Source organism: Agrobacterium sp. 22-223-1 (assembly GCF_053522385.1).
Genome location: NZ_JBNWCN010000007.1, coordinates 1 through 24,609 on the forward strand (window position 1 = coordinate 1; position 24,609 = coordinate 24,609).

The 24,609-nt window shown below is 59.6% G+C and carries 18 protein-coding genes and 1 pseudogene; 8 read left to right on the plus strand and 11 right to left on the minus strand.

Annotation, left to right across the window (positions count from 1 at the left end; translation table 11 throughout):
* The first annotated feature begins 426 nt into the window (after positions 1–426).
* Positions 427–2,373 (plus strand): M23 family metallopeptidase, encoded by a 1,947-nt coding sequence (locus ACQZ60_RS22690; protein WP_020811299.1) that lies wholly within the window; start codon positions 427–429, stop codon positions 2,371–2,373.
* Between the two features lie 87 nt (positions 2,374–2,460).
* Here ACQZ60_RS22690 and clpB read toward each other — a convergent pair whose 3' ends face one another.
* The 6 genes from clpB to ACQZ60_RS22720 form a co-directional block, all read right to left on the minus strand.
* A complete protein-coding gene (gene clpB, locus ACQZ60_RS22695) occupies positions 2,461–5,085 on the minus strand; it encodes an ATP-dependent chaperone ClpB (protein ID WP_003522543.1) in 2,625 nt (874 codons plus the stop codon).
* Between the two features lie 353 nt (positions 5,086–5,438).
* Positions 5,439–6,227: a DUF4167 domain-containing protein gene (locus ACQZ60_RS22700; protein ID WP_448736169.1), complete on the minus strand. Its 789-nt coding sequence runs from the start codon at positions 6,225–6,227 to the stop codon at positions 5,439–5,441.
* A 396-nt stretch (positions 6,228–6,623) separates the two neighbouring features.
* On the minus strand, positions 6,624–7,493 hold the full coding sequence (gene prmC / locus ACQZ60_RS22705; protein WP_448736170.1) for a peptide chain release factor N(5)-glutamine methyltransferase: 870 nt from the start codon (positions 7,491–7,493) through the stop codon (positions 6,624–6,626).
* The gene (prfA, locus tag ACQZ60_RS22710) at positions 7,490–8,569 is read right to left on the minus strand and encodes a peptide chain release factor 1 (RefSeq protein WP_448736171.1); all 1,080 of its coding nucleotides are present in this window, start codon (positions 8,567–8,569) and stop codon (positions 7,490–7,492) included. The genes prmC and prfA overlap by 4 nt, the downstream gene beginning before the upstream one ends.
* Before the next feature lie 130 nt (positions 8,570–8,699).
* Positions 8,700–10,967, minus strand: a complete 2,268-nt coding sequence (gene ptsP, locus ACQZ60_RS22715) for a phosphoenolpyruvate--protein phosphotransferase (protein WP_174058480.1) — start codon at positions 10,965–10,967, stop codon at positions 8,700–8,702.
* Positions 10,968–11,141: 174 nt separating this feature from the next.
* Positions 11,142–12,419: an aspartate kinase gene (locus ACQZ60_RS22720; protein WP_003522538.1), complete on the minus strand. Its 1,278-nt coding sequence runs from the start codon at positions 12,417–12,419 to the stop codon at positions 11,142–11,144.
* Between the two features lie 390 nt (positions 12,420–12,809).
* Here ACQZ60_RS22720 and ACQZ60_RS22725 point away from each other — a divergent pair, with 390 nt between their 5' ends.
* Positions 12,810–14,657 carry a DEAD/DEAH box helicase gene (locus tag ACQZ60_RS22725; RefSeq protein WP_448736172.1) on the plus strand — a complete coding sequence of 616 codons (1,848 nt, stop codon included), beginning with the start codon at positions 12,810–12,812 and terminating at the stop codon, positions 14,655–14,657.
* A gap of 102 nt (positions 14,658–14,759) precedes the next feature.
* On the opposite strand, the gene ACQZ60_RS22730 is transcribed toward ACQZ60_RS22725, so the two are convergent.
* The gene (locus tag ACQZ60_RS22730; RefSeq protein WP_448736173.1) at positions 14,760–15,209 is read right to left on the minus strand and encodes a hypothetical protein; all 450 of its coding nucleotides are present in this window, start codon (positions 15,207–15,209) and stop codon (positions 14,760–14,762) included.
* Positions 15,210–15,313: 104 nt separating this feature from the next.
* On the opposite strand from ACQZ60_RS22730, the pseudogene ACQZ60_RS22735 reads away from it, so the two are divergent.
* Positions 15,314–15,511 (plus strand): annotated as a pseudogene (locus tag ACQZ60_RS22735) (helix-turn-helix domain-containing protein); the annotation flags it as partial.
* A 24-nt stretch (positions 15,512–15,535) separates the two neighbouring features.
* On the plus strand, positions 15,536–15,955 hold the full coding sequence (locus ACQZ60_RS22740; RefSeq protein ID WP_448736286.1) for a TetR-like C-terminal domain-containing protein: 420 nt from the start codon (positions 15,536–15,538) through the stop codon (positions 15,953–15,955).
* A 65-nt stretch (positions 15,956–16,020) separates the two neighbouring features.
* Here ACQZ60_RS22740 and ACQZ60_RS22745 read toward each other — a convergent pair whose 3' ends face one another.
* Together ACQZ60_RS22745 and nspC are read right to left on the minus strand one after the other, a co-directional pair.
* Positions 16,021–17,259, minus strand: a complete 1,239-nt coding sequence (locus ACQZ60_RS22745) for a saccharopine dehydrogenase family protein (protein WP_142781058.1) — start codon at positions 17,257–17,259, stop codon at positions 16,021–16,023.
* Positions 17,260–17,319: 60 nt separating this feature from the next.
* Complete coding sequence (gene nspC, locus ACQZ60_RS22750) at positions 17,320–18,417, minus strand: carboxynorspermidine decarboxylase (protein ID WP_020811602.1); 1,098 nt, start codon at positions 18,415–18,417, stop codon at positions 17,320–17,322.
* A gap of 273 nt (positions 18,418–18,690) precedes the next feature.
* Here nspC and ACQZ60_RS22755 point away from each other — a divergent pair, with 273 nt between their 5' ends.
* The 3 genes from ACQZ60_RS22755 (at position 18,691) to galE (ending at position 20,648) form a co-directional block, all read left to right on the plus strand.
* Positions 18,691–19,035, plus strand: coding sequence for a DUF883 family protein (locus ACQZ60_RS22755; protein WP_003522534.1), 345 nt, complete (start codon positions 18,691–18,693; stop codon positions 19,033–19,035).
* Between the two features lie 10 nt (positions 19,036–19,045).
* On the plus strand, positions 19,046–19,483 hold the full coding sequence (locus ACQZ60_RS22760) for a hypothetical protein (protein WP_003508754.1): 438 nt from the start codon (positions 19,046–19,048) through the stop codon (positions 19,481–19,483).
* 181 nt (positions 19,484–19,664) lie between these two features.
* A complete protein-coding gene (gene galE, locus ACQZ60_RS22765; protein ID WP_269831850.1) occupies positions 19,665–20,648 on the plus strand; it encodes a UDP-glucose 4-epimerase GalE in 984 nt (327 codons plus the stop codon).
* Between the two features lie 103 nt (positions 20,649–20,751).
* Here the strand turns inward: galE and ACQZ60_RS22770 are convergent, their stop codons facing one another.
* Positions 20,752–21,327, minus strand: coding sequence for a PRC-barrel domain-containing protein (locus tag ACQZ60_RS22770; RefSeq protein WP_448736174.1), 576 nt, complete (start codon positions 21,325–21,327; stop codon positions 20,752–20,754).
* A 237-nt stretch (positions 21,328–21,564) separates the two neighbouring features.
* Between ACQZ60_RS22770 and ACQZ60_RS22775 the strand changes: the two genes are divergently transcribed.
* Positions 21,565–23,289: a sensor histidine kinase gene (locus ACQZ60_RS22775; protein WP_448736175.1), complete on the plus strand. Its 1,725-nt coding sequence runs from the start codon at positions 21,565–21,567 to the stop codon at positions 23,287–23,289.
* Positions 23,290–23,584: 295 nt separating this feature from the next.
* On the opposite strand, the gene ACQZ60_RS22780 is transcribed toward ACQZ60_RS22775, so the two are convergent.
* Positions 23,585–24,568: a sensor histidine kinase gene (locus tag ACQZ60_RS22780; RefSeq protein WP_059756822.1), complete on the minus strand. Its 984-nt coding sequence runs from the start codon at positions 24,566–24,568 to the stop codon at positions 23,585–23,587.
* Between the last annotated feature and the right edge of the window lie 41 nt (positions 24,569–24,609).

Genomic DNA, 24,609 nt, shown 5'->3' on the forward strand with positions numbered 1-24,609 from the left:
CGAAAGTCGCCGTCGCCAGCAGCGCCGCCGCCCTCGTTCAGTGAGCGGACTTATAAATCCACCCAACCAAACAAGTCAACACAGCAATATCAAAAAAAACAAGAAATGTGATATCTAACTGATTGTAAAAGGGAATTTCGTTTTCATGAGCTTATCGGCATAGAAAGACGCAACCACACTCCTGGTTTTGCACAGGAGAACAGGCCGCCGGGCGTCAAGGCAGGGCTCGCGCCTTCTTTTAGCCCCCTTCCTCGCTAATTGCTTCGTCAACGAAGCGTTAATACGAGACATGCCTGCGCGTGTCCTTATATGGGCTGCTGCGACATGTCCCGCTGGTGCGTCGACCGATTTGACTCCCAGCTTTGAAAGTTGCACACCTTCGCCTGAAGTTTCTGGAGAGCGCATGACCGACGGGGCACAGCTGGTATGACTGCGGATCGCAATGTGATCCGGTCGCTAGGCACGGAACCGCCAATTCTGGCGGAAGGGCGCCGTGCACCCGATCGTCGCGAAATTTCGCTCCGATGGCTTTCCGGCACGTTCCTCACCGGCATTACCTCTTCCATATTGATGGGCGTGGCGCTGTTTGCCGCTCTTGATGGTCGCCAGCAGCTTGCCATTCCCGCCGAAGCCTTCGCCAAGGCGGATATGGGCAACAATGCCACCGAAGCCGCCCGTCGCGGAACGCGCCTCGTCGCACCGAATATCGCGGCCCGGCCGTCCGACCGGTCGATCATGGAAGTCTCCACCGTCATCAATGAAGGCGACAAGGAAGTGGTCCGCAAGGTTCCCTTCTCCCACGTCAAGATTCCGCTGGCGTCAAATTACGCCAAGCAGGATGACTATCCCGCCTTCGATCCCCTGAATATTTTTGCCAGCAACGAGGACAAGGACGCATCGGCACCCGCGCCTAGCCGGACGGGCACGATCTATGGTTCCGAAGTTGAATCCGAAGTCAGCCTGAAGACTGTCGCCTTTCCCGTCCAGCATTCCAAATATGCCTTCGCCGGCTCATTGAGCTTCGACGAGGTCGAGGAGGCGGTGCGCTCGAACGGTTCGATCCTGACGGATGGCAACGAGCAGCTGGCAGCGCTCTATTACATCGACCCACGCCGTTTCGATAATGACGACGGCGATGTCGATATTACCGCGGGCCTTGCCGCCCGTGTCGTCGAACAGAACATGTCGGTATCGACCCCGCAGTCCGCCTCAGTGCCTGTCAAGGAATATGCCGACGACGTGATCCCTGCCCGCCAGACCGAAACCATCGAGGCCGCCCTGTTCGGCGCCGGCTACTCCAAGGCGCAGTCCTCGGAAATCGCCGGGCTGCTATCGCCGCAAATCCAGTCGAACAATGTCGAAAGCGGCGATGTGCTGCGCGTCGGCATTATTCAGGAAGACGAGAAAAGCGACATCGTGCGCGTGAGCCTTTACCGCAAGGGCCGCCACATGGTCACCATGGCCATCGATGACAGCAAGCGCTTCATCAAGGCCAGCGAACCGCCGAAGCTCGATGCCGTGGCGACCGCCTTCGACAGCACCCCGGCGCCTGCCGCCGGACGCGATCTGCCGAGCGTTTATGACGGGGTCTACCGTGCGGCTCTGGCTTACGGCATGAACCAGGGCATGGTTTCGCAGCTCATCAAGCTTCTGGCCAGCAGCGTCGATTTTCAGGCGCAGCTCAAGCCGGCGGATACGCTGGAAGCCTTCTTCTCCGTGGAAGACGCGGATGGCAAGGCGACGGACAAGTCGGAACTGCTCTACGTCAACGCCAAATTCGGCGACAACGAGACACGTTTTTACCGTTTCCAGAACCCGGACGACAACAGCATCGATTATTTCGATGAAAACGGCAAAAGCATCCGGCAGTTCCTGTTGCGCAACCCGGTTCCGAACGGCCGCATGACATCCGGTTTCGGCATGCGCCGCCATCCGGTTTTGAAATTCAGCCGCATGCATACCGGCACCGACTGGGCCGCCGCCCGCGGCACGCCGATCATCGCGACGGGCAACGGCACTGTCGAGAAGGCCGGCTGGGCCTCCGGTTACGGCAACCAGACGCTGATCCGCCACGCCAATGGCTATGTCTCTTCCTATAACCACCAGAGCGCCATCGCCAAGGGTGTCACCGAAGGCGCAAAGGTCCGGCAGGGTCAGGTCATCGGTTATGTGGGATCGACCGGCCTTTCGACCGGCGCTCATCTGCATTACGAGCTGATCGTCAACGGCACCAAGGTGGATGCGATGAAGGTGCGCCTACCGGGCGGCAAGTCGCTTTCCGGCGAGGCGCTGGCGCGTTTCTCCGACGAGAGAAAGCGCATCGATAATCTGCTGAATATTGACGAAAAGCCCAATCAGGTGGCGAGCCGCTGATCTGCGGAGAGACCCGAACGACAATCCCGGTCATGTGAAAAGGGCCCGGTCATATAAAAAGGGCTCCGTTTCCGGAGCCCTTTCATTTTATGCCGCATCGGCCGTTTCAGCTTCGGCCTCGCCCTTGGCGGGCTTGACCTTGAACAGCAGCCGGTCCGTGCCCGAGGTCACCTTGACCCGCGATCCATCCGGGACTTCGCCGCCGAGGATCATTTCGGCAAGCCTGTCCTGAACCGCCTTCTGGATCACCCGCTTCAGCGGACGGGCACCGTAAGCCGGATCGTAACCTTTATTGGCAAGCCAGTTGCGTGCATCCTCATCCAGTTCGAGCGAAATCTTGCGATCGCCGAGCAGCGAGATGAGGCGCTTGAGCTGGATTTCGACAATTGCACCCATTTCGTCGCGCCGCAGGCGGTGGAACAGGATGATATCGTCGATACGGTTGAGGAATTCCGGCCGGAAATGCGACCGGACCCGCTCCATCACCAGATCACGAACCGAATCCACATCGTCATTGTCGCCCATCTGCGTCATGAATTCCGAACCGAGGTTCGAGGTCATGATGATGATGGTGTTCTTAAAATCGACGGTCCGGCCCTGGCCGTCCGTGAGGCGGCCATCATCCAGCACCTGCAAGAGGACGTTGAACACGTCCGGATGCGCTTTCTCGATCTCGTCGAACAGCACGACCTGATAGGGCCGGCGGCGAACCGCTTCCGTGAGCGCCCCACCCTCTTCGTAACCGACATAGCCGGGAGGCGCACCGATCAGCCGGGCAACGGAGTGTTTCTCCATATATTCCGACATGTCGAGGCGAACCATCGCGGTTTCGTCGTCGAACAGGAAGCGAGCGAGCGACTTGGTCAGCTCGGTCTTGCCCACGCCCGTCGGGCCGAGGAAGATGAACGAACCGATCGGCCGGTTGGGATCCTGAAGGCCAGCGCGCGAACGGCGAACCGCCTTGGAAACCGCCTGAACGGCCTCGCCCTGTCCGACAACGGACTTGGCAAGCTCGTCTTCCATACGCAGCAGCTTTTCGCGCTGACCTTCCAGCATCTTGTCGACCGGAATGCCGGTCCAGCGGGAAACGACATGGGCGATATTGTCCGCCGTCACCACTTCCTGAACCATCGAGCCGGCACCGCTGCTATCGCGGGCTTCCGCCGCAGCCAGTTCCTTTTCGAGACCCGGAATGATGCCATAGGTCAACTCGCCGGCGCGCTGGAACTGGCCATTGCGCTGGGCAATCGCCAATTCATTGCGGGCTTCGTCCAGCCGCTTCTTGAGGTCTGCGGCATGGCCGAGCTTCTGCTTTTCCGCCTGCCAGCGGGCCGTCAGCGCATCCGCCTTTTCTTCCGTATCGGCCAACTCGTCCTCGAGCTTCTTGAGGCGGTCGGCGGACGACTGGTCCGTTTCCTGCTTCAGGGCTTCGCGCTCGATCTTGAGCTGAATGATGCGACGATCCAGTTCGTCCAGTTCTTCCGGCTTGGAATCCACCTGCATGCGAAGACGCGAAGCGGCCTCATCCATCAGGTCGATTGCCTTGTCGGGCAGGAAGCGGTCGGTGATATAACGGTTGGAAAGCGTCGCAGCCGCAACCAGGGCCGAATCCGAGATACGGACCTTGTGATGCTGTTCGTATTTTTCCTTCAGGCCGCGCAGGATCGAGATCGTGTCCTCAACGGTCGGCTCATCCACCAGCACGGGCTGGAAACGGCGGGCAAGGGCCGGATCCTTTTCCACATGTTTGCGGTACTCATCGAGCGTGGTGGCGCCGACGCAGTGCAGCTCACCGCGGGCAAGCGCGGGCTTCAGGAGGTTGGACGCATCCATCGCACCATCGGCCTTGCCGGCGCCGACCAGCGTGTGCATCTCATCGATGAACAGGATGATGCCGCCATTTTCGGCCTGCACTTCATTGAGCACAGCTTTCAGACGCTCTTCGAACTCACCGCGATATTTCGCGCCGGCGATCAGCGCGCCCATATCGAGCGCCATCAGCTTCTTGTCCTTCAGGCTTTCCGGCACGTCGCCATTGACGATGCGCAGCGCAAGGCCTTCGGCAATCGCCGTTTTACCGACGCCCGGTTCACCGATCAGGACGGGATTGTTCTTGGTGCGGCGCGAGAGCACCTGGATGGTGCGGCGGATTTCGTCGTCGCGACCGATCACCGGGTCGAGCTTGCCTTCGCGGGCCTCTTCCGTCAGGTCGCGCGCGAACTTCTTCAGCGCATCGAAGCCCTGTTCGGCATTGGCGCTGTCGGCCGTGCGGCCCTTGCGGATGTCATTGATGACCTGATTGAGAGCCTGCGCCGTTGCACCGGCCTTCTTCAGGGAAGCCGAAGTGGTGGCGGAACTTTCAATCGCAAGCGCCTGCAGCAGACGCTCGACGGTGACGAAACTATCGCCCGCCTTCTTGGCGAGATCTTCCGCGGTCGAGAACACTTTGGCGAGCGGCGCGGTAAGCGAAAGGCCGCCATTGCCGCCGGAAACCTTGGGCAATTTCGCAAGCGCCGCATCATTGGCAAGACGCGCTTCCTTGGCGTTGCCGCCGGCGCGCTCGATCAGCGATGCCGCCATACCCTGCTCGTCATCGAGCAGAACCTTCAGAACGTGTTCGGGCGAAAACTGCTGATGGTTCTCCGCCAGCGCAAAGGTCTGCGCCGATTGCAGAAAACCGCGAACGCGCTCGGAGTATTTTTCAATATTCATAGTCGAACCTCCATAGACCGGCCCGCCCGCTTTCGGCACGGCTCCGGGTGTTAGGGTTGAGGCTCCCTCAAAAGGCAAGCCCCGCTGCGACAGCCGTGCTTAAAGGATTTCACGATTGCCGCCTCTCGACGGTCGGTTGCCGGCGAATGCGGCTTCCGTCCGTCCTGCACGAATATGGGAGGCATTTTCATCGGTTTAAAGGGAGAAAAACCCATCATCCGGGAAATTTTCATATGATTTGACAGGCATCAAATCCCATCGGCTGCGAACGGAATGTACATAGCCAACCGCCGAAAACAAAAAACTCCGGCAAGCCGGAGTTTTTCGATCGCAGAGTGGTTTGCAGAAGCTGCTTATTCGGCAGCGTTCTCAAGCGTGGCAGGTGCCGCCTCTTCACCGGCCGGCGCATCTTCGCCTTCGGCGCCTTCCGCAGCGGCGGTGCGGCGCGGGCGGCGCTGGCGCGATCCGGTTGCACGGCGCGTCTTCGGTGCGCGTTCGCCAGCCGGAGCTTCCGCCTGCTGCTGCTCTTCCTCGACGGCCACTTCCATGGGCGTGCCTTCGATGACGGGCTGCGGCGCCTGGCTAGCGTCGTATACCGGCGGCTGCTGTTCGGCGGCCACCTGCGGCTGGCGCGGCTGACGCTCCTGCCGCTCGCGGCGGTCCGGGCGCTCACGACGCTCCTGGCGCTGTTCGTTCCGCTCAGCACGCTCCTGACGTTCCGGCTGCTGCGCGCGCTCGGCCTGTTCGGCCTGCTGCTGCGGTGCAACGACGCCTTCATCGCCGTCGTTCACATCCATATCGTCGCCATCGGCAGCATTATACTCGCCGCGGTCGTCGCGCTGGAAACGTTCCTGCATCTGGGCCTGAGCCGAAGCGATGATGCGGTTATAATGTTCAGCGTGCTGCAGATAGTTCTCAGCGATCACGCGGTCGCCGGAACTCTGCGCGTCGCGCGCCAGAGCCGCATATTTTTCCGCTATGTGCTGGGCTGTGCCACGGATTTTAACATCGGGGCCGGAACTGTCATAAGTCCTGGTGAGCGGGTTGCCGCCCTTGCGGTTGAAGTTGTTGTTACCGCCACCATTGTTATTGTTGTTGTTTCCACGCCCCCGGCCGCGCTTGTTTTGCTGTCCTGGCCTCATCAATTGCTCACCTGAATTCTGTTTTGCTGACAATCTGGTTGTTTTCATGCAATTCCGGGCGGAAAACCGCTGGAAATTTTTCCTGAAATTGCTCCATCACGCGCCTTGCCGAAGATAACCCCAGGGCAAGACCTCGCGTATGACGACCGGCTGCGCAAATGCTGCACCGAGCCGCCTGCGAACAAAGTTTACTGATTCACATGCCGGAAACGCCCAGCCTTTCAGGGCTCTTTAAAGAACCCGCTTCGGGACTGACCCATACCCTGACGAATCTGTGCTCGTCCTCAGCCACCCGGCATGTGGCCGCAAACTATCCCGCTTCCTGCGGAAATCCAAGCCTTTTCTTTTGCTGTGCAAAATATCCTTGCAAAAAATCCGCATACATATCGCGAACAACTATCTCCGGAAGGTCAAAACTCTGTCGTTACCGCCATAATCCTTCACGGCGTCCAGAAGAGAGAAGCCGTGGGAAGCAAATATAGCGGAAACATCAAGCCTTTGATCGAAACCGATCTCCACACCGACAATCCCGTTTTCCACAAGAAAGCGGCCTGCATCGGCAGCGATGAGGCGGTACGGTGCAAGGCCGTCCTGACCTCCATCCAGCGCCGCCATCGGGTCGTGGATACGAACCTCCTGGTCAAGCGTTGCGACGATATCAGTCCTTATATAAGGCGGATTCGACACAATTATGTCAAAGCGGCCAGAGATTTTTTCAAACCAGTCGCTGCGGATGGCCTCGAAGCGCGCGCCGAGATCGTTTCGGGCCGCATTCCGGGCCGCCGTTTCCAGCGCATCGGCGGAAATATCGCTACCGATACCGGTTGCTTCGGGACATTCCTTCAACAGCGCCAGACAGATCGCGCCGGTCCCGGTGCCCATATCCAGAATGCGGGCGCTGCCCTTGGCGGAAACGGCTTTTTTCAGCGCCGGCAACAGCGTATCGACAAGAACTTCCGTATCCGGCCGGGGTTCAAGCGTCTCCTTCGACAAAAGAAGGTCGAGGCCATGAAATTCCCGGTGACCGAGAATGCGGTGAACGGGCTCGCCATTCGCCCGCCTTTCGATCATGGCGGCGATACGGGCGCTTTCTTCCGGTGTCACGACACGATCGGGCTTCATCACGAAATCGGTCAATGAAAAACCGACGACCTCCGCAATCAAAAGCCGCGCATCGAGAAGCGGATCGGCGATCCCCGCCGCCTGCAGCCTTTTGCGGGCTGCGGCAAGCGCGTTCGCAACACTCGCTTCAGCCGCCGTGCTCAAAGCTGTTCGCCGAGCTGTGCAAGCTGCCCCGCCTGATAGTCGGCGATCAGCGCATCCACAAGTTCATCGATCTCGCCTTCGATCATCCGGTCCAGCTTGTAGAGCGTGAGGTTGATGCGGTGATCGGTAACGCGGCCCTGCGGAAAATTATAGGTGCGGATACGCTCGGAACGGTCGCCGGAACCGACCTGGCTCTTACGGTCGGCCGAACGTTCGCTATCCACTTTCTGGCGCTCGATGTCGTAGAGACGCGAGCGCAGAACCTGCATGGCCTTGGCGCGGTTCTGATGCTGCGATTTCTCCGAGCTGGTGACGATCAGGCCCGTCGGCAGATGGGTGATGCGAACGGCGGAGTCGGTGGTGTTGACGTGCTGGCCGCCCGCACCCGAGGCACGCATCGTGTCGATGCGAATGTCTTCCGGGCGGATTTCGATATCGATATCTTCCGCTTCCGGCAGCACAGCAACGGTGGCCGCAGACGTGTGGATACGGCCGCTCGCTTCAGTTTCCGGTACGCGCTGCACCCGGTGCACGCCGGATTCGAATTTCAGCTTGGAGAACACCCCGCGCCCGCTGATCGTCGCGATAATTTCCTTGTAGCCGCCCGCTTCGCCCTCGCTTGCGGAAAGCACTTCCACCTTCCAGCCCTCGGTCGAGGCGAAACGTTCATACATGCGGAACAGATCACCGGCGAAGAGCGCGGCCTCGGACCCGCCGGTGCCGGCGCGAATTTCGAGAATCGCGCTTTTTTCGTCCGCCGCATCCTTCGGCAGCAGCAGGACCTGCATGTCCTTTTCAAGCTCGCCGATGCGGACCTCGACATCCGGCAGCTCCATTTCCGCCAGGTCGCGCATATCCTTGTCGGTCGACTTGTCGGCCAGCAGCGCCTCGAGATCGGCGGCCTCGGAAACCGCCTTCTCGTAGTCGCGGATTTTCTTCACCACCGGCTCGAGTTCGGAATATTCCGAAGCCAGCTTCACATACACATCCGCAGCAGGCCCGGCCGACATACGCGCTTCGATCTCACCAAAGCGTCTTTCCAACTCGCGCATTTTTTCGACGGGAAGCTTCGCCACCAGTCACTCCAATAATGAAACAGATCTTTTAGAGCGTTTTCGCTTTTCTTCGAAACGCGAAAACGCTCTAACTTTTTGCTTTAACGCATTTCCGGACGGAAAACCGGGGTCCACTTTTCCTGGAAATGCTCTAAACGGGAATGGAATGCGTCGCGGCAAAGCGTAACAACACCTCGCGCGCGCTTTCCAGCGAATTATGGTCGTCCAGCGCCGCGTTCAGCTCTTCGGCCAGGCGCGCGGCATCGAGCCCGAGCAGCATGGCCTTGACCGGGCCGATGGCCGTCGGCGACATGGAAACAGAACGGAAGCCGAGGCCGATCAAAGCCATGGCCGAAAGCGGCTTGCCCGCCATTTCGCCGCACAGCGTGACCGAGGTGTGGTGCCTTTCGCCGGCGCGGACGATATCGCGCAGAATGCGCAGGAACGGCTTGCCCAGATTATCGAAACGATCCGAAACACGCGCATTGCCGCGATCCACCGCCATCGAGAACTGGAACAGGTCGTTCGAACCGACGGACACGAAATCCACCTCCTGCATCAGCTCATCGAGCTGCCACATCAGCGATGGCACTTCCAGCATGGCGCCGAATTGCAGCTTTTTCGGCAGCGCATGGCTGAATTTCGAAAGATGCTGCACTTCCTTCTGCAAAAGGTCGCGAGCGGCGCGGATTTCCGACACTTCCGTCACCATCGGCAGCATCATGCGCAGCTCGGCGCCCGAGGCGGCACGGAGCAGCGCGCGCATCTGCGTGCGCATCAGGCCCGGCCGGTCGAGCGACAGGCGGATCGCCCGCCAACCCAGTGCCGGGTTTTCCTCTTCCTGACCGCGCATATAAGAAACGACCTTGTCGCCGCCGATATCGAGCGTGCGGAAGGTGACGCTCTTGCCCTTCGCCTGCCGCAGAACGGAGCGGTAGAACGCCTCCTGCTCCTCGCCCTTCGGCATGTTGGAGGCGATCATGAATTGCAGCTCGGTGCGGAACAGGCCAATGCCGTCGGCGCCGGATTCGTCGAGCTGCGGCAGGTCCACCAAAAGGCCCGCATTCATCTTCAGATTGACCTTCTGGCCATCCTTGGTGATCGGCTCGACGTTGCGCAGCGCGCGGAACTGCTCCTGCCGCTTGGCGCGCAGGCGCACCTTTTCTTCATAGGCACGCTGCAAATCCGACATCGGGCGCAAATGCACCTGACCGTCATCGCCATCGATAATGATGGGATCGTTGTTTTCCGCCAGAGCGACGATACCGGTCGCCTGTCCGATGATCGGAATGCCCATGGCGCGGGCCACAATGACGACATGGCTCGTCACCGCGCCGTCTTCCAGCACCAGACCACGCAGTTTTTCACGCGGGTAATCGAGCAGTTCGGCAGCACCCATGGCGCGGGCAAGCACGATGGCGTCGAGCGGGAAATCCTGCTCCGGCCCACGACCGCCAAAACCGATCAACTGCCGCAGCAGCCGGTTGGCGAGATCGTCGAAATCATGCATGCGCTCGCGCAGATAGGGATCGGTCAGGCGCATCATGCGCGCCTTGGTGTCGCTCTGCACTTTCTCGACCGCCGCTTCCGCCGTCAGGCCGTTGCGGATCGCCTCTTCCATGCGCCGCACCCAGCCCTGATCGTGGGCGAACATGCGGTAGGTTTCCAGAACCTCGCGGTGCTCACCCTCGGTCGGCACATCGCGACGCTGCAGCATGTCATCGATGGAGAGACGCAGCGAGCCGATGGCATCGGCAAGACGTCGGATTTCCGTATCGGCATCTTCATTGAGCAGGTTGGTGACGACGATGCGCGGATCGTGCAGCACGACGTGGCCAAGACCGATGCCTTCGCCATAGCCGTCGCCATCGATGGAAACGGCGCGCGTCAGATCCAGCTCCACTCCGGGGCGGGTGATCTTCTTCAACTCGCCGCTCGCCACTATTTCGGCAATGAGCATCGCGGTTGTCTCAAGCGCTTCCACTTCATCCTCCCGGTATGTTCGGCTGGCCTTGTTCTGGACCACAAGAACGCCAAGAGTGCGACCGGAACGCAAAATCGGCACGCCGAGGAAGGAATGATAAATTTCCTCACCGGTTTCAGGGAGATAGCGGAAAGCGGGATGCGCCTGCGCATCGGAAAGATTGAGAGGTTGGGCGGAAGCGGCGATGGTGCCGACAAGACCCTGCCCCATTTTCAGCTGGGCAAGATGCACGGCATCCTTGTTCAGACCTTCGGTCGCGTAAAGCTCGAGCACGCTGTCGGAGCGCAGCACATAGACCGAGCAAACCTCCGCCACCATGTTGCTGGCAATCTGACGGACGATCTGGTCCAGACGGTCCTGCGGTTCAAGGTGCTCCGCCATCATTTCGCGCAGCCGCTTGAGCAGGACGCGCGGACCTGCGGAAAGGTCTCTCATCGCGTTTGCTCCCCGACACTTCCGATCCGAATGTCATAATATTCGAGAATCAAAAGGTCATTTAAAAATTTATAGCGCGAGAAGCGCGTCCCGCAAGGGACACGCTTTCATGAAACGCCACATCGGAAGAACGCAACTCCGAAGAATCGGAGCATCGGGAACCGATGTCTCGGCTTAGCTCTTATCGAGACCGTAGGCGGAATGCAAAGTGCGAACCGCAAGTTCGGCATAGGCGCCGTCGATCAGGATCGAAATCTTGATCTCGGAGGTGGTGATCGCCTTGATGTTGATGTTCTTCTCGGCAAGCGCCTTAAACGCGCTTGCGGCAACGCCGGCGTGGCTGCGCATGCCGATACCGATGACCGAAACCTTGGCGAGACCTGTCTCGTTCTGCGCAACATCGAAGCCGATCTGGGCCTTGTTGTCTTCCAGAAGCTTGATCGCCTTGGCAACGTCGCCCGAAGGAACGGTGAAGGTCATGTCGGTGCGCGAACCGTCTTCGGAGATGTTCTGCACGATCATGTCGACGTTGATATGCGCTTCGGCAAGCGGCCCGAAGATCGCGGCGGAAACGCCCGGACGGTCGGCCACGCGGCGCAGCGAGATCTGTGCTTCATCCTTGGCATAGGCGATGCCGGTTACGACTTCCTGTTCCACGATTTCATCCTCGTCACAAATCAAAGTACCGGGCGGGTTGATGAGGTCGCCCATGCCCGGCGCATCGGGATCCTCGAAACTGGAGCGAACGAAGGTGCGCACCTTGTGTACCATGGCAAGCTCAACCGAGCGAACCTGCAGAACCTTCGCGCCGAGAGACGCCATTTCGAGCATTTCCTCGAAGGCGATCTTCTTCATGCGGCGAGCCTTGGGCTCGATGCGCGGATCGGTCGTATAAACGCCGTCGACATCGGTATAGATGTCGCAACGATCCGCCTTGACGGCGGCGGCAATCGCAACGGCGGACGTATCCGAACCGCCGCGACCAAGCGTCGCGATGCGATTGTCCGGGCCGATGCCCTGGAAACCGGCGACAACGGCCACCTGGCCTTCACCCATGCGATGGATGATATCCGAACCGTCGATTTCGAGAATGCGGGCGGCGCCATGCGCATTGTCGGTGCGGATCGGGATCTGCCAGCCCTGCCAGGAGCGCGCATTGATGCCCATGGATTGCAGCGTGATCGCCAGAAGACCCGATGTCACCTGTTCGCCGGATGCGACAACCGCGTCATATTCGCGCGCATCGAAAAAGGAGGCGGCGTTGGCGCCGGCCACCTTCGCGGCGTTCTGCACCCAGTCCACCAGCTCATTGGTTTTGCCGGACATGGCGGAAACGACCACGGCCACTTCATGGCCGGCATCCACTTCGCGTTTCACATGCCGTGCGACATTGTGAATGCGTTCGAGGTTCGCGACGGACGTGCCGCCGAATTTCATGACAATGCGAGCCATAGCCTTGACCAGTACCATCCCATTTTCCCGCCGGCTCCTTCGAAGAGCGGACGGACAAGAACAAACCCAGTCGGCTCTTCCTGACAAAGAGCCTCAAGTTGCGGGTCTCTTAGCGAAAAGGCGGGGGGCACGCAATGCCGTTTATGAACCATGCGGTACGCCTTTTTCGCAGCATCGCTCAGGAACAATGGCGGGATGAAAACGTCGACGGGATAAAGCACCCGCAAAAGAGCGTACCGCAGTGCACTGTACAAACCGGCCCATTCGCAGTATGAGCGCGGCAATGCAACCGGCCAGATGGCCGAAATGGCCTGCATTGGCTGCCCCGGAGACTTTAGGACCTATTGGTTTCGGGCGGATGCGGGCGGCTTCATATCCGAAAGACGGTAGATGACAGACACCCAGGGTATCGCCCCGGCGATCGCGCAGGCGTTGGAAAAACGCGGCTATAAAGATTTGACCCCCGTGCAGCAGGCCATGCTTGCGCCCGAACTGGCCGACAAGGATGCGCTGGTTTCCGCACAGACCGGTTCCGGCAAGACCGTTGCCTTCGGCATTGCACTGGCGCCGACGCTGCTGCCGGAGAGCGGCCGCTTCGGTCAGGCCTCCGCACCGCTGGCGCTCGCCATCGCGCCGACCCGCGAACTGGCCATGCAGGTCAAGCGCGAGCTGGAGTGGCTCTATGAATTCGCCGGTGTCTCGATTGCCTCCTGCGTCGGCGGCATGGATGTGCGCAACGAGCGCCGTGCGCTCGAACGCGGCGCTCACATCGTCGTCGGCACACCCGGGCGTCTTTGCGACCACATCAAGCGCGGCGCGCTCGATCTGTCGTCCATCCGCGCCGTGGTGCTGGATGAAGCCGACGAGATGCTCGATCTCGGTTTCCGTGAAGATCTGGAATTCATTCTGGAAGAATCGCCGGAAACCCGCCGCACGCTGATGTTCTCGGCCACCGTTCCGCGCAGCATCGCCAAGCTTGCGGAAAGCTATCAGAAGAACGCCGTGCGCATCGCCACCGCTTCCGAACAGAAGCAGCATGTCGATATCGAATACCGCGCCATGCTGGTGACGCCGGCCGACCGCGAGAACGCCATCATCAATGCGCTGCGCTTTTATGAAGCCCGCAACGCCATCGTCTTCTGCTCCACCCGTGCGGCGGTGAACCATCTGACGGCGCGACTGAACAATCGCGGCTTTGCCGTCGTGGCCCTTTCCGGCGAACTGACCCAGAATGAGCGCACCCATGCGCTGCAGGCCATGCGCGACGGCCGCGCCCGCGTCTGCGTGGCGACCGACGTTGCCGCCCGCGGCATCGACCTGCCGGGTCTCGAACTCGTCATCCACGCCGACCTGCCGACCAATTCCGAGACGCTTCTGCACCGCTCCGGCCGCACCGGCCGCGCCGGTCAGAAGGGCGTCAGCGCCATCGTCGTGCCGATCAACCAGCGCCGCAAGGCAGAGCGCCTGCTGGAAGGCGCCAAGGTCAGCCCGGCATGGGTTCGCCCGCCTTCGGCCGAAGAGATCGTCGAGCGCGATGGCGCCCGGCTTCTGGCCGACCCGTCGCTGACCGAGGCCGTGGCCGAGGACGAGCGCGATTTCGTCACCAGGCTTCTGGAGCAGCATGGCGCTGAAAAGGTCGCCGCCGCTTTCGTGCGCCTGTACCACGCTGGACGTTCCGCGCCGGAGGACATCGCCGAAGTCTCGCTCGATAACAACCGCAAGCCGCGCCGCGACAGCTTCGAGACGGTCGAGAACAATGCGCCGCGCCGTGAGCGTTCCGATTTCGCCGACAGCGCCTGGTTTTCACTGTCCGTCGGCCGCAAGCAGAGCGCCGAACCGCGCTGGCTGATCCCCATGCTCTGCCGTTTCGGCAAGATCACCCGCCAGGATATCGGCGCGATCCGCATGCAGCAGACGGAGACCTTCGTGGAACTGGCGGCCGATGCCGTCGACCGTTTCACCTCCGCCATCGGCAAGGATATGACGCTCGAAAAGGGCATCCGTCTGAGGGCGCTGGAAGGCAAGCCGGAAATGACCGGCGGTTTCCGCGAAGACACGCGCCCGGCCAAGGCGCAACGGAAATTCAGCAAATCGGACAATGCGAGCGGCCCCCGCGATGACCGCAAGGGCGACGACAAGCCCTGGAAGAAGAAAAAGCCCTTTGGCGACAAGCCGAAATACGAGGGCAAGAAGGACAAGCCCTTCGAAAAGCGCGGGCCGAAGCCGACGAAGGGCTGAGGACGTCCCGGCTTTCAGGCTTATCGAGATAAAGGTCCCGTTTGCGCGGGACCTTTTTTATTGCGCCATTCTACGACATGACCGCTGCTACCGCTCCTGAGGTCAGTCTTTGGTTGTCACTTCGACAAGCGCCGTGACCGGCTTGCCGTCGACCAGAACAGGCTGATGGTGATCATCTGCCAGCAGAATGCCGATGACGTGCCGGCCGGCCGGACTTGGGCAATGTCCGAACCGTGCCTTGATGAGATCACCGCCGAAATCGCTGTTCATGCTGTTATAGGCGCGGTAGGGAATGTTGCATGTATCGCCCGAAGGGTCGATTTTCATATGTACATGGCCGCATTGGCCGTCTCCTCCACACTGCCCGGCGGGAAGCAGCTTGAAGCTGCTCTTGACAACGACGCCGATAGCCCGTTCGGGATCATTGCCCAATTCGATGACATCACCGGCCTTTGGCCACACGATTTCCAGCTTCGGGCTGTCCTGCGCATGAGCGGCGACGATCGGGAAAAATGCAAATGCGAGAGTGATTTTTAGAACCGGGTGCAACATTGAAATCTCCATATCTCAATGTAATCGATGCTTACATAAAGCTTCATTCCGACGCAATAAAATAATCAGTGATTACATCCCGATTTGGTGCTACCCAATGGCCTATGGAAAAAGCTCAGGACAAGAAGACGGGACGCGACAGGCCCTACCACCACGGCAACCTTGTCGATGAACTTATTGCGGCAACAATCGCAATCATCGAGGAACGGGGTGCTGAAAATGTTTCCGTCCGTGAGGCCGCCAAGCGTGCCGGCGTCTCACCGGGAGCGCCGTTCAGGCATTTCCGCTCAAAAACGGCCCTGATGACTGCTGTCGCGGAGCAGGCGATGAACCGGCTGACCGAATCCGTCGAAACCGCGAGAGCGCAGGCCGGCGATGAGGACCCGCTTGTCGCCTTCGAAGCCATTGGCCACGGCTATCTGCGCTGGGCGCTGGCCAACCCGACGCATTTTGAAGTCATAAGTTCGCGAACGCTGATCGACTTCAATTCGTCTGATATTTTACGCGAGCAGAACGATGCCATAAGGCGCTTGATGATAAATCTGCTGATGCAGGCGCGTGAAAACGGCCAGCTCCCCCACGGCCTCGATCTGGATCAGCTCGTACTGGGCGCCCGCGCGCTGGTCTATGGCCTTGCCCGCATGGCAATCGATGGACATTTTCCGGAATGGCATGTTGCCGAGCCCCCTTCGGAGGCAATGCATAAAACGCTGCATCTGTTCATAGGGCAACTCACCAAAAGCTGAGGCCGCCATTAAAAAAGCCCCGCTCTCGCGGGGCTTTCTATTTAACGCAATCACAACACCGGCAATCAGAATTCCAGCGCGCGGTCGCCGTTTTCGTCCTTGATGCGGTTCGGAAGGCCGATCCTGTTCAGAATGTTCAGGAATGGCTTCGGCGGCAGTTCTTCCACATTGGCCATCTGCTTCACGTCCCATTCGCCGGTGGCGATGAGCATGGCGGCGGCGACCGGGGGAACGCCGGCGGTGTAGGAAATGCCCTGCGAGCCGACTTCTTCATAGGCTTCCTTGTGGTCGGCCACGTTGTAGATGAAGACTTCGCGCTCCTTGCCATCCTTGATACCCTTGACGATATCACCGATGCAGGTCTTGCCGACATAGTCGGGCGCCAGCGAAGACGGATCGGGCAGCACGGCCTTGACCACCTTCAGCGGTACGACTTCGAGACCTTCGGCGGTCTTGACCGGCTTTTCGGACAGGAGGCCGAGGTTCTTCAGCACCGTGAAGACGTTGATATAGTGATCGCCGAAGCCCATCCAGAAGCGCACATCGGCGCCGTCCATGTTCTTGGACAGCGAATGCACTTCGTCATGGCCGGTCATATAGGCCTTCTGCTTGCCGACGACCGGCAGGTCGAATTCCTGGCCGACTTCGAACATCTGGTTCGTCTGCCACTCACCCTTCTGCCAGGAATAGACGACGCCGGTGAATTCGCGGAAGTTGATTTCCGGATCGAAGTTGGTCGAAAACCAGCGGCCGTGGCTGCCGGCATTGATATCGACGATATCGACCGAGGTGACCTTGTCGAAATAATCATCCTTGGCGAGACGCGCATAGGCGTTCACCACGCCCGGATCGAAGCCGACGCCGAGAATGGCGGTAATGCCCTTTTCCTTGCACTCTTCCGCGCGCTTCCACTCGTAGTTTCCGTACCACGGCGGCGTCTCGCAAATCTTGGTCGGATCCTCGTGGATCGCCGTATCCATATAGGCAACACCCGTGTCCATGCAGGCACGAAGAACGGACATGTTGACGAAAGCCGAACCGACGTTGATGACGATTTCCACGCCGGTTTTCCTGATCAAGGCTTTCGTCGCCTCGATATCCATCGCGTCAAGCGCATGGGCCTCAAGTTTCACATCTGTCTTGAGGCTCTTCTTTTCGCGTACGGACTCGACAATCTTGCGGCACTTTCCCAAAGTCCGTGACGCAATATGAATGTCTCCCAATACATCGCTGTTCTGGGCGCATTTATGCGCCACGACCTGTGCTACGCCACCGGCGCCGATGATCAGAACGTTCTTCTTCATTTCAGGTGATGCCTCCTTTTCCCCGCAGGGATGAGCTTCGTTTCATGTTAAAAACAGGGTTTAAGACAGGCTTTGCTCGAAATCGGCAAAGTCGAATTCACGAACGGCGCGAACGGTGCCGTCCAGTTCCTTGATGGCGATGGTCGGCATCTTCACGCCGTTGAACCAGTTCTTCTTGACCATGGTGTAGCCGGCCGCGTCCTGGAAGGAGATGCGGTCGCCGACCTTCAACTCCTTGTCGAAGCGGAAATCACCGAAAATATCGCCCGCAAGGCAGGATTTGCCGCAGACCATGTAGGGATGCTCGCCCTCGTTCGGCGACACCTTGGCGGTTTCCCGATAGATCAGCAGATCGAGCATATGCGCTTCGATGGAGCTGTCGACGATGGCGAGGTTCTTGCCGTTGAACAGCGTGTCGAGAACCGTCACTTCGAGCGTCGTGCTCCTGGTGATCGAGGCCTCGCCCGGCTCCAGATAGACCTGCACGCCGTATTTTTCCGAGAAGGCCGCCAAGCGGTCGCAGAACTGGTCGAGCGGATAATTGTCGCCGGTGAAATGAATGCCGCCGCCGAGGCTGACCCATTCCGCACGCGACAGAAGCGATCCGAATTTCTCCTCGATCTGCGTCAACATGCGGTCGAACAGGGAAAAATCGCTGTTTTCGCAATTATTGTGGATCATGAAACCGGAGATACGGTCCATGACCTTGTCCACCTTGGCCACGTCCCATTCGCCCAGCCGGCTAAAGGGGCGCGCAGGATCGGCAAGATCGAAGCTCGAAGAGCTGACCTGCGGGTTGAGGCGCAGACCGCGCGTAATGCCGGAGGCCTTGTCGGCGAAACGCTCCAGCTGACCGATGGAATTGAAGATGATCTTGTCCGCATTCGCAATCACCTCGTCGATTTCATAGTCGGCATAGGCGACGGAATAGGCATGGGTCTCGCCGCCGAATTTCTCGCGGCCGAGACGCACCTCATAGAGCGAGGACGAGGTGGTGCCGTCCATATATTGCGACATGAAATCGAACACCGACCATGTGGCGAAGCACTTCAGCGCCAAGAGCGCCTTGGCGCCGGATTTTTCCCGCACATAGGCAATCTTCTCCATGTTGCGAAGAAGTTTTGTCTTGTCGATGAGGTAATAGGGCGTCTGGAGCATGTCGTTTCACATATTGATTGAAGTCAAGGTACGTCTCGATGATGGGCCTTATAGGATGCTTGTGACAGGAAAACAAATGTCCGGCACCGAATTCCTCGAAAATCGCCCCCGAGCCGAAGTGCCGTCAAGAAAACCCGTCCCGTTGCGGAACCAAGCCGGCATCGGCGCGTTTGACTGACGGACAGGCGGGTGTTTCGGCCGCCGAAACGAAGCTTCACGGACGGCGGCGACGTGTCGTCGTCCCCTCAATGATGTTCAGGAAGGACCTCCCCTATGGCAAGCGTGCGTAGCAGCGTCAGCGACAAGATCCAGCAATCCCTCGAAAACGGCGATGCGGCCGATGTGGCAGCGCAGCTCGCCCAGCTTCGCGAAGATCTGGCTAGTCTTGCCAAGAGCGTGAAGGCGCTCGGCGTCGGCGCTTCGCATGAGCTGAAGGCGCAGGCCGCCCGTGTGGCCGATGACGCCCTCACCGCATCCGGCGAAATGGCCGACAGCGTTCGCAATGAAATCTCCACGCTCAACGACAACCTCACCGACCACGTCCAGAAGAACCCGCTCCAGTCCCTCGGCATCGCCGTCGGCGTCGGTTTCGTGCTCGCCCTTCTGACGCGTCGATAAGGCCGCGCTCATGCTTGAGGCATTGCTGGTCTATCTGGGGGAGACCCAGCGCGAGGGGCGCGTCGTTACACGGCGATTGCGCGCGACCATAATCCTGTCGGTTCTGACCGGGATATTTTTTCTGATCGCCTTCATCGCCGCCGTGGTGGCGGGGTCAATCTATCTTGCCCGGCACGTGGGTGCAGGCCCTGCCGCGCTCGTCGTCGCCGGGACCGCGTTCCTGCTCGGCGTCATCATGCTGGTGGCGCTGGCGATCGTCAAACGTCCGAGGGTCTATGCCGCACGGCCCGCTGTCGCGCCGTTGACGGCGGCGCCGCTTGCCGCAGCGCCGCTCGCCCTGCAATCGCTGCTGACGCTGGCGATCCAGGCACGTCCCTATGCGACGCTCGCCGTGGCTGTCGCGGCCGGTTTCCTGGCCACAAGGGTCAATACGAAAAAGTCCAAGTAATTTCTTGGCGACACGACAAGGCAAACCGCGCGTCCAGACGATGGATGCGCGGTTTTTTTTATGTTACCCGCGAAGGATAGACTGGTTGATGGCGTTACCCGCCACGCCGCCCTTATTTGAACAAAGTGACATACAGTCTCGGGCAGTCTCGGCGCGTCCGTAATTTTCTGAAAGGCAATTGATGAAGAAGAAAGTCCTTGTCGTCGGCGGTGCCGGCTATATCGGTTCGCACACCTGCCTTCTCCTGTCTGAGCGAGGATATGAACCGGTCGTTTTCGACAATCTGTCCAACGGGCATGAGGAATTCGTCCGCTGGGGACCCTTCGAACAGGGCGATATTCGCGACCGGGCGCGGCTGGACGAAGTCTTCGCCAAACACCGGCCGGAAGCCGTTCTGCATTTCGCCGCGCTGATCGAAGTCGGTGAATCCGTAAAGCAGCCCGTGGCTTTCTACGACAACAATGTCATCGGCTCGCTCAACCTCCTCTCCGCCGCCATCGATGCCGGCGTCACGGCATTCGTTTTTTCGTCCACCTGCGCAACTTACGGTTTGCCGGAACAGGTGCCGATCGACGAGACGCACCGGCAGGCGCCGATCAACCCCTATGGCCGCACCAAATGGGTGGTGGAGCAGGCGCTGAAGGACTACAGCACCTATAAGGGGCTGCGCTCGGTGATGCTGCGCTACTTCAATGCCGCCGGCGCGGATTTCGAAGGCCGCATCGGCGAATGGCACAAGCCGGAGACCCACGCGATCCCGCTGGCCATCGAGGCCGCCCTCGGCCGGCGTCAGGGCTTCAAGGTGTTCGGCACGGATTACGACACGCGCGACGGCACCTGCGTGCGCGACTATATCCACATTCTCGATCTCGCCGATGCACATGTGCGAGCCGTGGATTATCTGCTGGCCGGCGGGGAGACCGTCGAACTCAACCTCGGCACCGGCACCGGCACCACGGTGAAGGAATTGCTGGCGGCGATTTCGGACGTTTCCGGCCGCCCCTTCCCCGTCGAATATACCGGGCGGCGCGACGGCGATTCCACGACGCTTGTTGCCAATAACGACAAGGCGAAGGAGGTTCTCGGCTGGGAACCGCGTTATTCCCTGTTGGACATCATCAAATCCGCCTGGGCGTGGCATTCCTCCCGCAATGCCGGGGATTGAACAGCCGGCGAACAAACATAAAAAGACACCGGCCTGTTGGCCGGTGCCTCCCGCGGGACAGCCGATTGAAGCCGGTCCCGCTCCTGCCTCCCAGGGACGGGAATTAGGGCTTGGTGGCGGACGTCGTCGTGCTGTCGGGAGCCGCCGGCATTGCCGCATTCTTTTCGCTGGCCTTCTGTTCCAGCGTCTTGAATTCAGGAGCGGCCTTCAACGTTTCCGCCGTTTCGGTCGTTGTCAGGCGGATGGTGCCGTCCTGCGCATTGCGCGTCATCGTTACCTTGTCCATCGGAACGGCGACGTCCTTTGCGCCGATACCCAGGAAGCCGCCGACGCCGATCACGGCCGCAACCAGACCACCATCTTCTTCCATGATGAGGTTGGTGACGTTACCGATGCTTTCATCGGCCGCAGTATAGACCGCCTTGCCGATATAATCGTTGGCGCTGACCTGCGTTTCGCCCTGTTCGGTGAGATAAGCGCCGCCTGTCGTTGTCGCCGCGCTGTCATTGGTCGAAGGAGCAGCAGGCGTCATCGGGGTGGCGGGCGGGGTTGCCGGCTCCGTCTGCGCAATCGGATTTGCCGGCGCAGGCTGGGTCGTGCCCTGAGCGATGGCCAGCGGCGCGAAAGCCGTCGTGCCCATCAGAGCGGCAGTGACGAGGATTGTAAGTTTCTTTGCCATTTCGTACCTTCCTTTCATCGTTCTCAACTGGCCGGCGGTGATGAATTTCATGTCCGCTTCTCGGCCGGTTCGTCTGGCAAACGGGTTGGTCGTTGAAATAGTTCCGATTTTTTCAACCGGGCCGGTGCAATTGTGACCTGCCGCAACAACCGAAGGTAAAAATCAGGCATTGCTAAAGGGGGACGGCACGGTATTATCCGTGTCGTAACAATGCCATAACTGCCGGAGTTTTTTTGTATGCCTCGACCCGGCGACAGACTGAAAGACATGATCTCGGCTTTGCGTCGGCGCAGCGCGAATTTTTTCCCGACCGCCTCCATCGGCACCTATCTGGTCGTGATGGCTACCGTCATCACCCTGCCGCTCATTCTTTTCGGCGGCTATCTGATGCTGCGCCTCGAGGCGGAAAAACGCGACGACCTGCAACGGGAAACCATCGAGGATGTGCGGGTGGTCTCCCGCAACATCGACCGCCGCCTGCAGGAAATCGCCACCTCGCTCAATCTCCTGTCGCAATTCCCGGAACTTGAGAGCGGCAACCTCGCCGCGTTTCAGGGGCGCGTCGCCGACAGTCTGAAGCGGGAGGGTCTCTACGCCATTCTCGCCACCAAAGATGGCCAACAGCGTCTCAATACGCGCGTGCCCTATGGCCAGCCGCTCGGCAAGGTGCCAACGGAAGCCAATCTGGCCAAAGCGATCGACTCCCGCCGCATCACCGTCTCGGACATGTTTTTCGGCTCGACCAGCAAGGAATGGGTGTTCAACGTCACCATGCCGCTCGGCCCGGACCTGGACCCCGCCGGAGACGCCCTGATCCTGACGCAGAATACCAGCGACCTCAGCCGGCTCATCCCCACGGAAAACCTGCCGCGCAACTGGGCGGTCGCCATCATTGACGGCAACAACCGCGTTGTCGTCTCAAGCGCGCCCGAAGAGGCGGAAGTGGGCAAGCCGTTTGTCACCCCCGATGTCCTTTCGGAAATGCAGGCCTTCAGCGGCAATTTTTTCGACGGCAAGGGTAATCTCTATGCCTATGCTCAATTGCCGGGCTGGCAATGGAAGACGGTGATGTGGGGTCCGCTCGCCGCAAGCCAGGCGGCGCTGATAGACACCTGGCGGCAGATGATGATCGGCAGCCTGCTGCTGGTGCTGATTGCCATTGGCGGCGCCTATCTGGTCGGCCGGCAATTGCGAAGCTCCATTCGTGACCTGACCCTGATGGCCGAGCGCATCGGCGAGGGCGAGATCGTCGCACCCGTCGATACCAAGATAAAGGAGGCCAACCAGGTCGCCATCGCGCTCTCCAACGCGTCCTTCGACAGAAGTCAGTCGGAAGAGCGTCTGCAATTGCTGCTGCACGAGCTGGTTCACCGTTCCAAGAACATTCTGACACTGGTTCAGGCGATGATACGGCAATTGGGACGCGAAAATAAAAGCATTCCGGAATTTCAAAAGGAGGTGGATCACCGCCTGCGCGGCCTTGGAATGTCGATCCGGGCTCTGGCGGAGGTTCAATGGCAGGGTCTGCCGATCCGCAAGCTGATCGAAACCCACCTCGATGTTTTCGGAACCGTGGCGCAGCGCATCGTGCTGGTGGGAGACGATTTCATGCTTTCCCCGGAAGCGGCACAGAATTTCGGTCTGGTGATCCATGAGCTGACGACGAATTCCATCAAATATGGCTCATTGTCGGTTCCATCGGGAAAAATTACCCTGCGCTGGCAGTCGCTTGAAAAAGACGGGCGGCAGATGATCCATCTCGTCTGGACCGAAACCGGCGGACCGCCGGCCAGAGAACCGAGCCGCAAAGGCTTCGGCACCACTGTCATCAAAAGGCATGCGGAAGGCGCCTTCGGCGGGCAGGTGCTGACGGAATATCGTGAATCCGGCTTCGAGTGGTCGCTGGAAGCGCCGATGCGTTATTTCACGCCCAAACGATCGGAACAGACAGGCACGCATTGAGGCCGAGACTTGCGTACCTATCCGCCGTGCAAACGGCAAAAAACTGGGCAAAAATGGCCGGTATTTTGCACAATGTTAAAAAAACGCATTTTTTGGGAACCGAATCCGGTCGAGCGTGTTTCTACTGCAGGCCAAGCAATTCCCCCGTCCCCGCCTGAAGCTTGGCTGAAAATAAACAGGTTTCGCCCCTGAAAACCTGTCATAAAAATAGCACGGCTCTTTCATGAGCCGTGCTTTTTGTTTTGGTTTTCAGGAAATGAAAGAGGGACCCGGCGCTGCGCGCAATCTTGAGATTTCAGGCATCCGCGCCGTCGCCGGAAGGAAATTTCAGCCGGTAGACGATCCGCTCCGGCGTCAACTCGTATTCGGCGCTTCCCCCCAATGCGGACGGAACCACCTTTTCCAGCACCACGCTGCCGAAGCTGCCGCGCCGGGTCTCCGCCGGCTCTTTCGACGGCATCATCGGCTCATTCCATTCAACGATATAAAAATCGCCCTCCTGACGACATTGCAGGGATATGGGCGGGTGATAGGCTAGATTGCCGCTATGACTGACGGTGTTGACGACCAGCTCATGGAAGGCGAGCCCGATATAAAGCGCGCCATTCGGATTGAGCAGCAGGTTTTCGCCTTCCATGTGGATGAGGTTCGGATATTCCGGCACATAAAGATCGAATTGCTGGCGCAGCAACTCGAATATGCGCGCGCCCCGCCAGTCCGAATCCGTGATGAGATCCTGACTCTGGGCGAGAGCGTGCAGTCGGCCGCGGAACTTACGCAGGAAATCATCCTTGGTCAGGCTGAAACGGGCCGTCTGGCCGGCAAGGCTCTGGATGATCGCCAGGAGATTCTTGGAACGGTGACTGACCTCGCGCAGCAGCGAGCGCAGAAGCTGCTCGCGCCGCCTTTCCGCCGTTACCTCCCGGATGGTGGTTTTCAGCACCGTCTGGTTCGACTGGTTGAAGGTGGAATGGACCTGAAACTGAAAAACCCGGTCCTTGCCAGCGTTGACTTCCAGCATGCCGCGGCTGCCGGCCGTATTCATGTCCTTTTTAAGTTCGGCAAGCCTGGCGGAAAGGTCGTTACCGAACAGATTTTCATCGGTCGGATGGGAATCGACCGGAAGTTTCCAGACATCCGGCAGATTGGCCACGAATATATAGTCGCGGTTCCAGTCCTGCAGCATGACTGTCTCACCCGAATCGAGCAAGGCGAGGACGAGCGAATCGTGAAGTTCGCTTTCGTCCCTCTCCGCGTTATGCCATGCCAGCCGATGCAAATTCGTCTCCTTGCAGAAAGCCGCGGGGCAGTCCCACGACC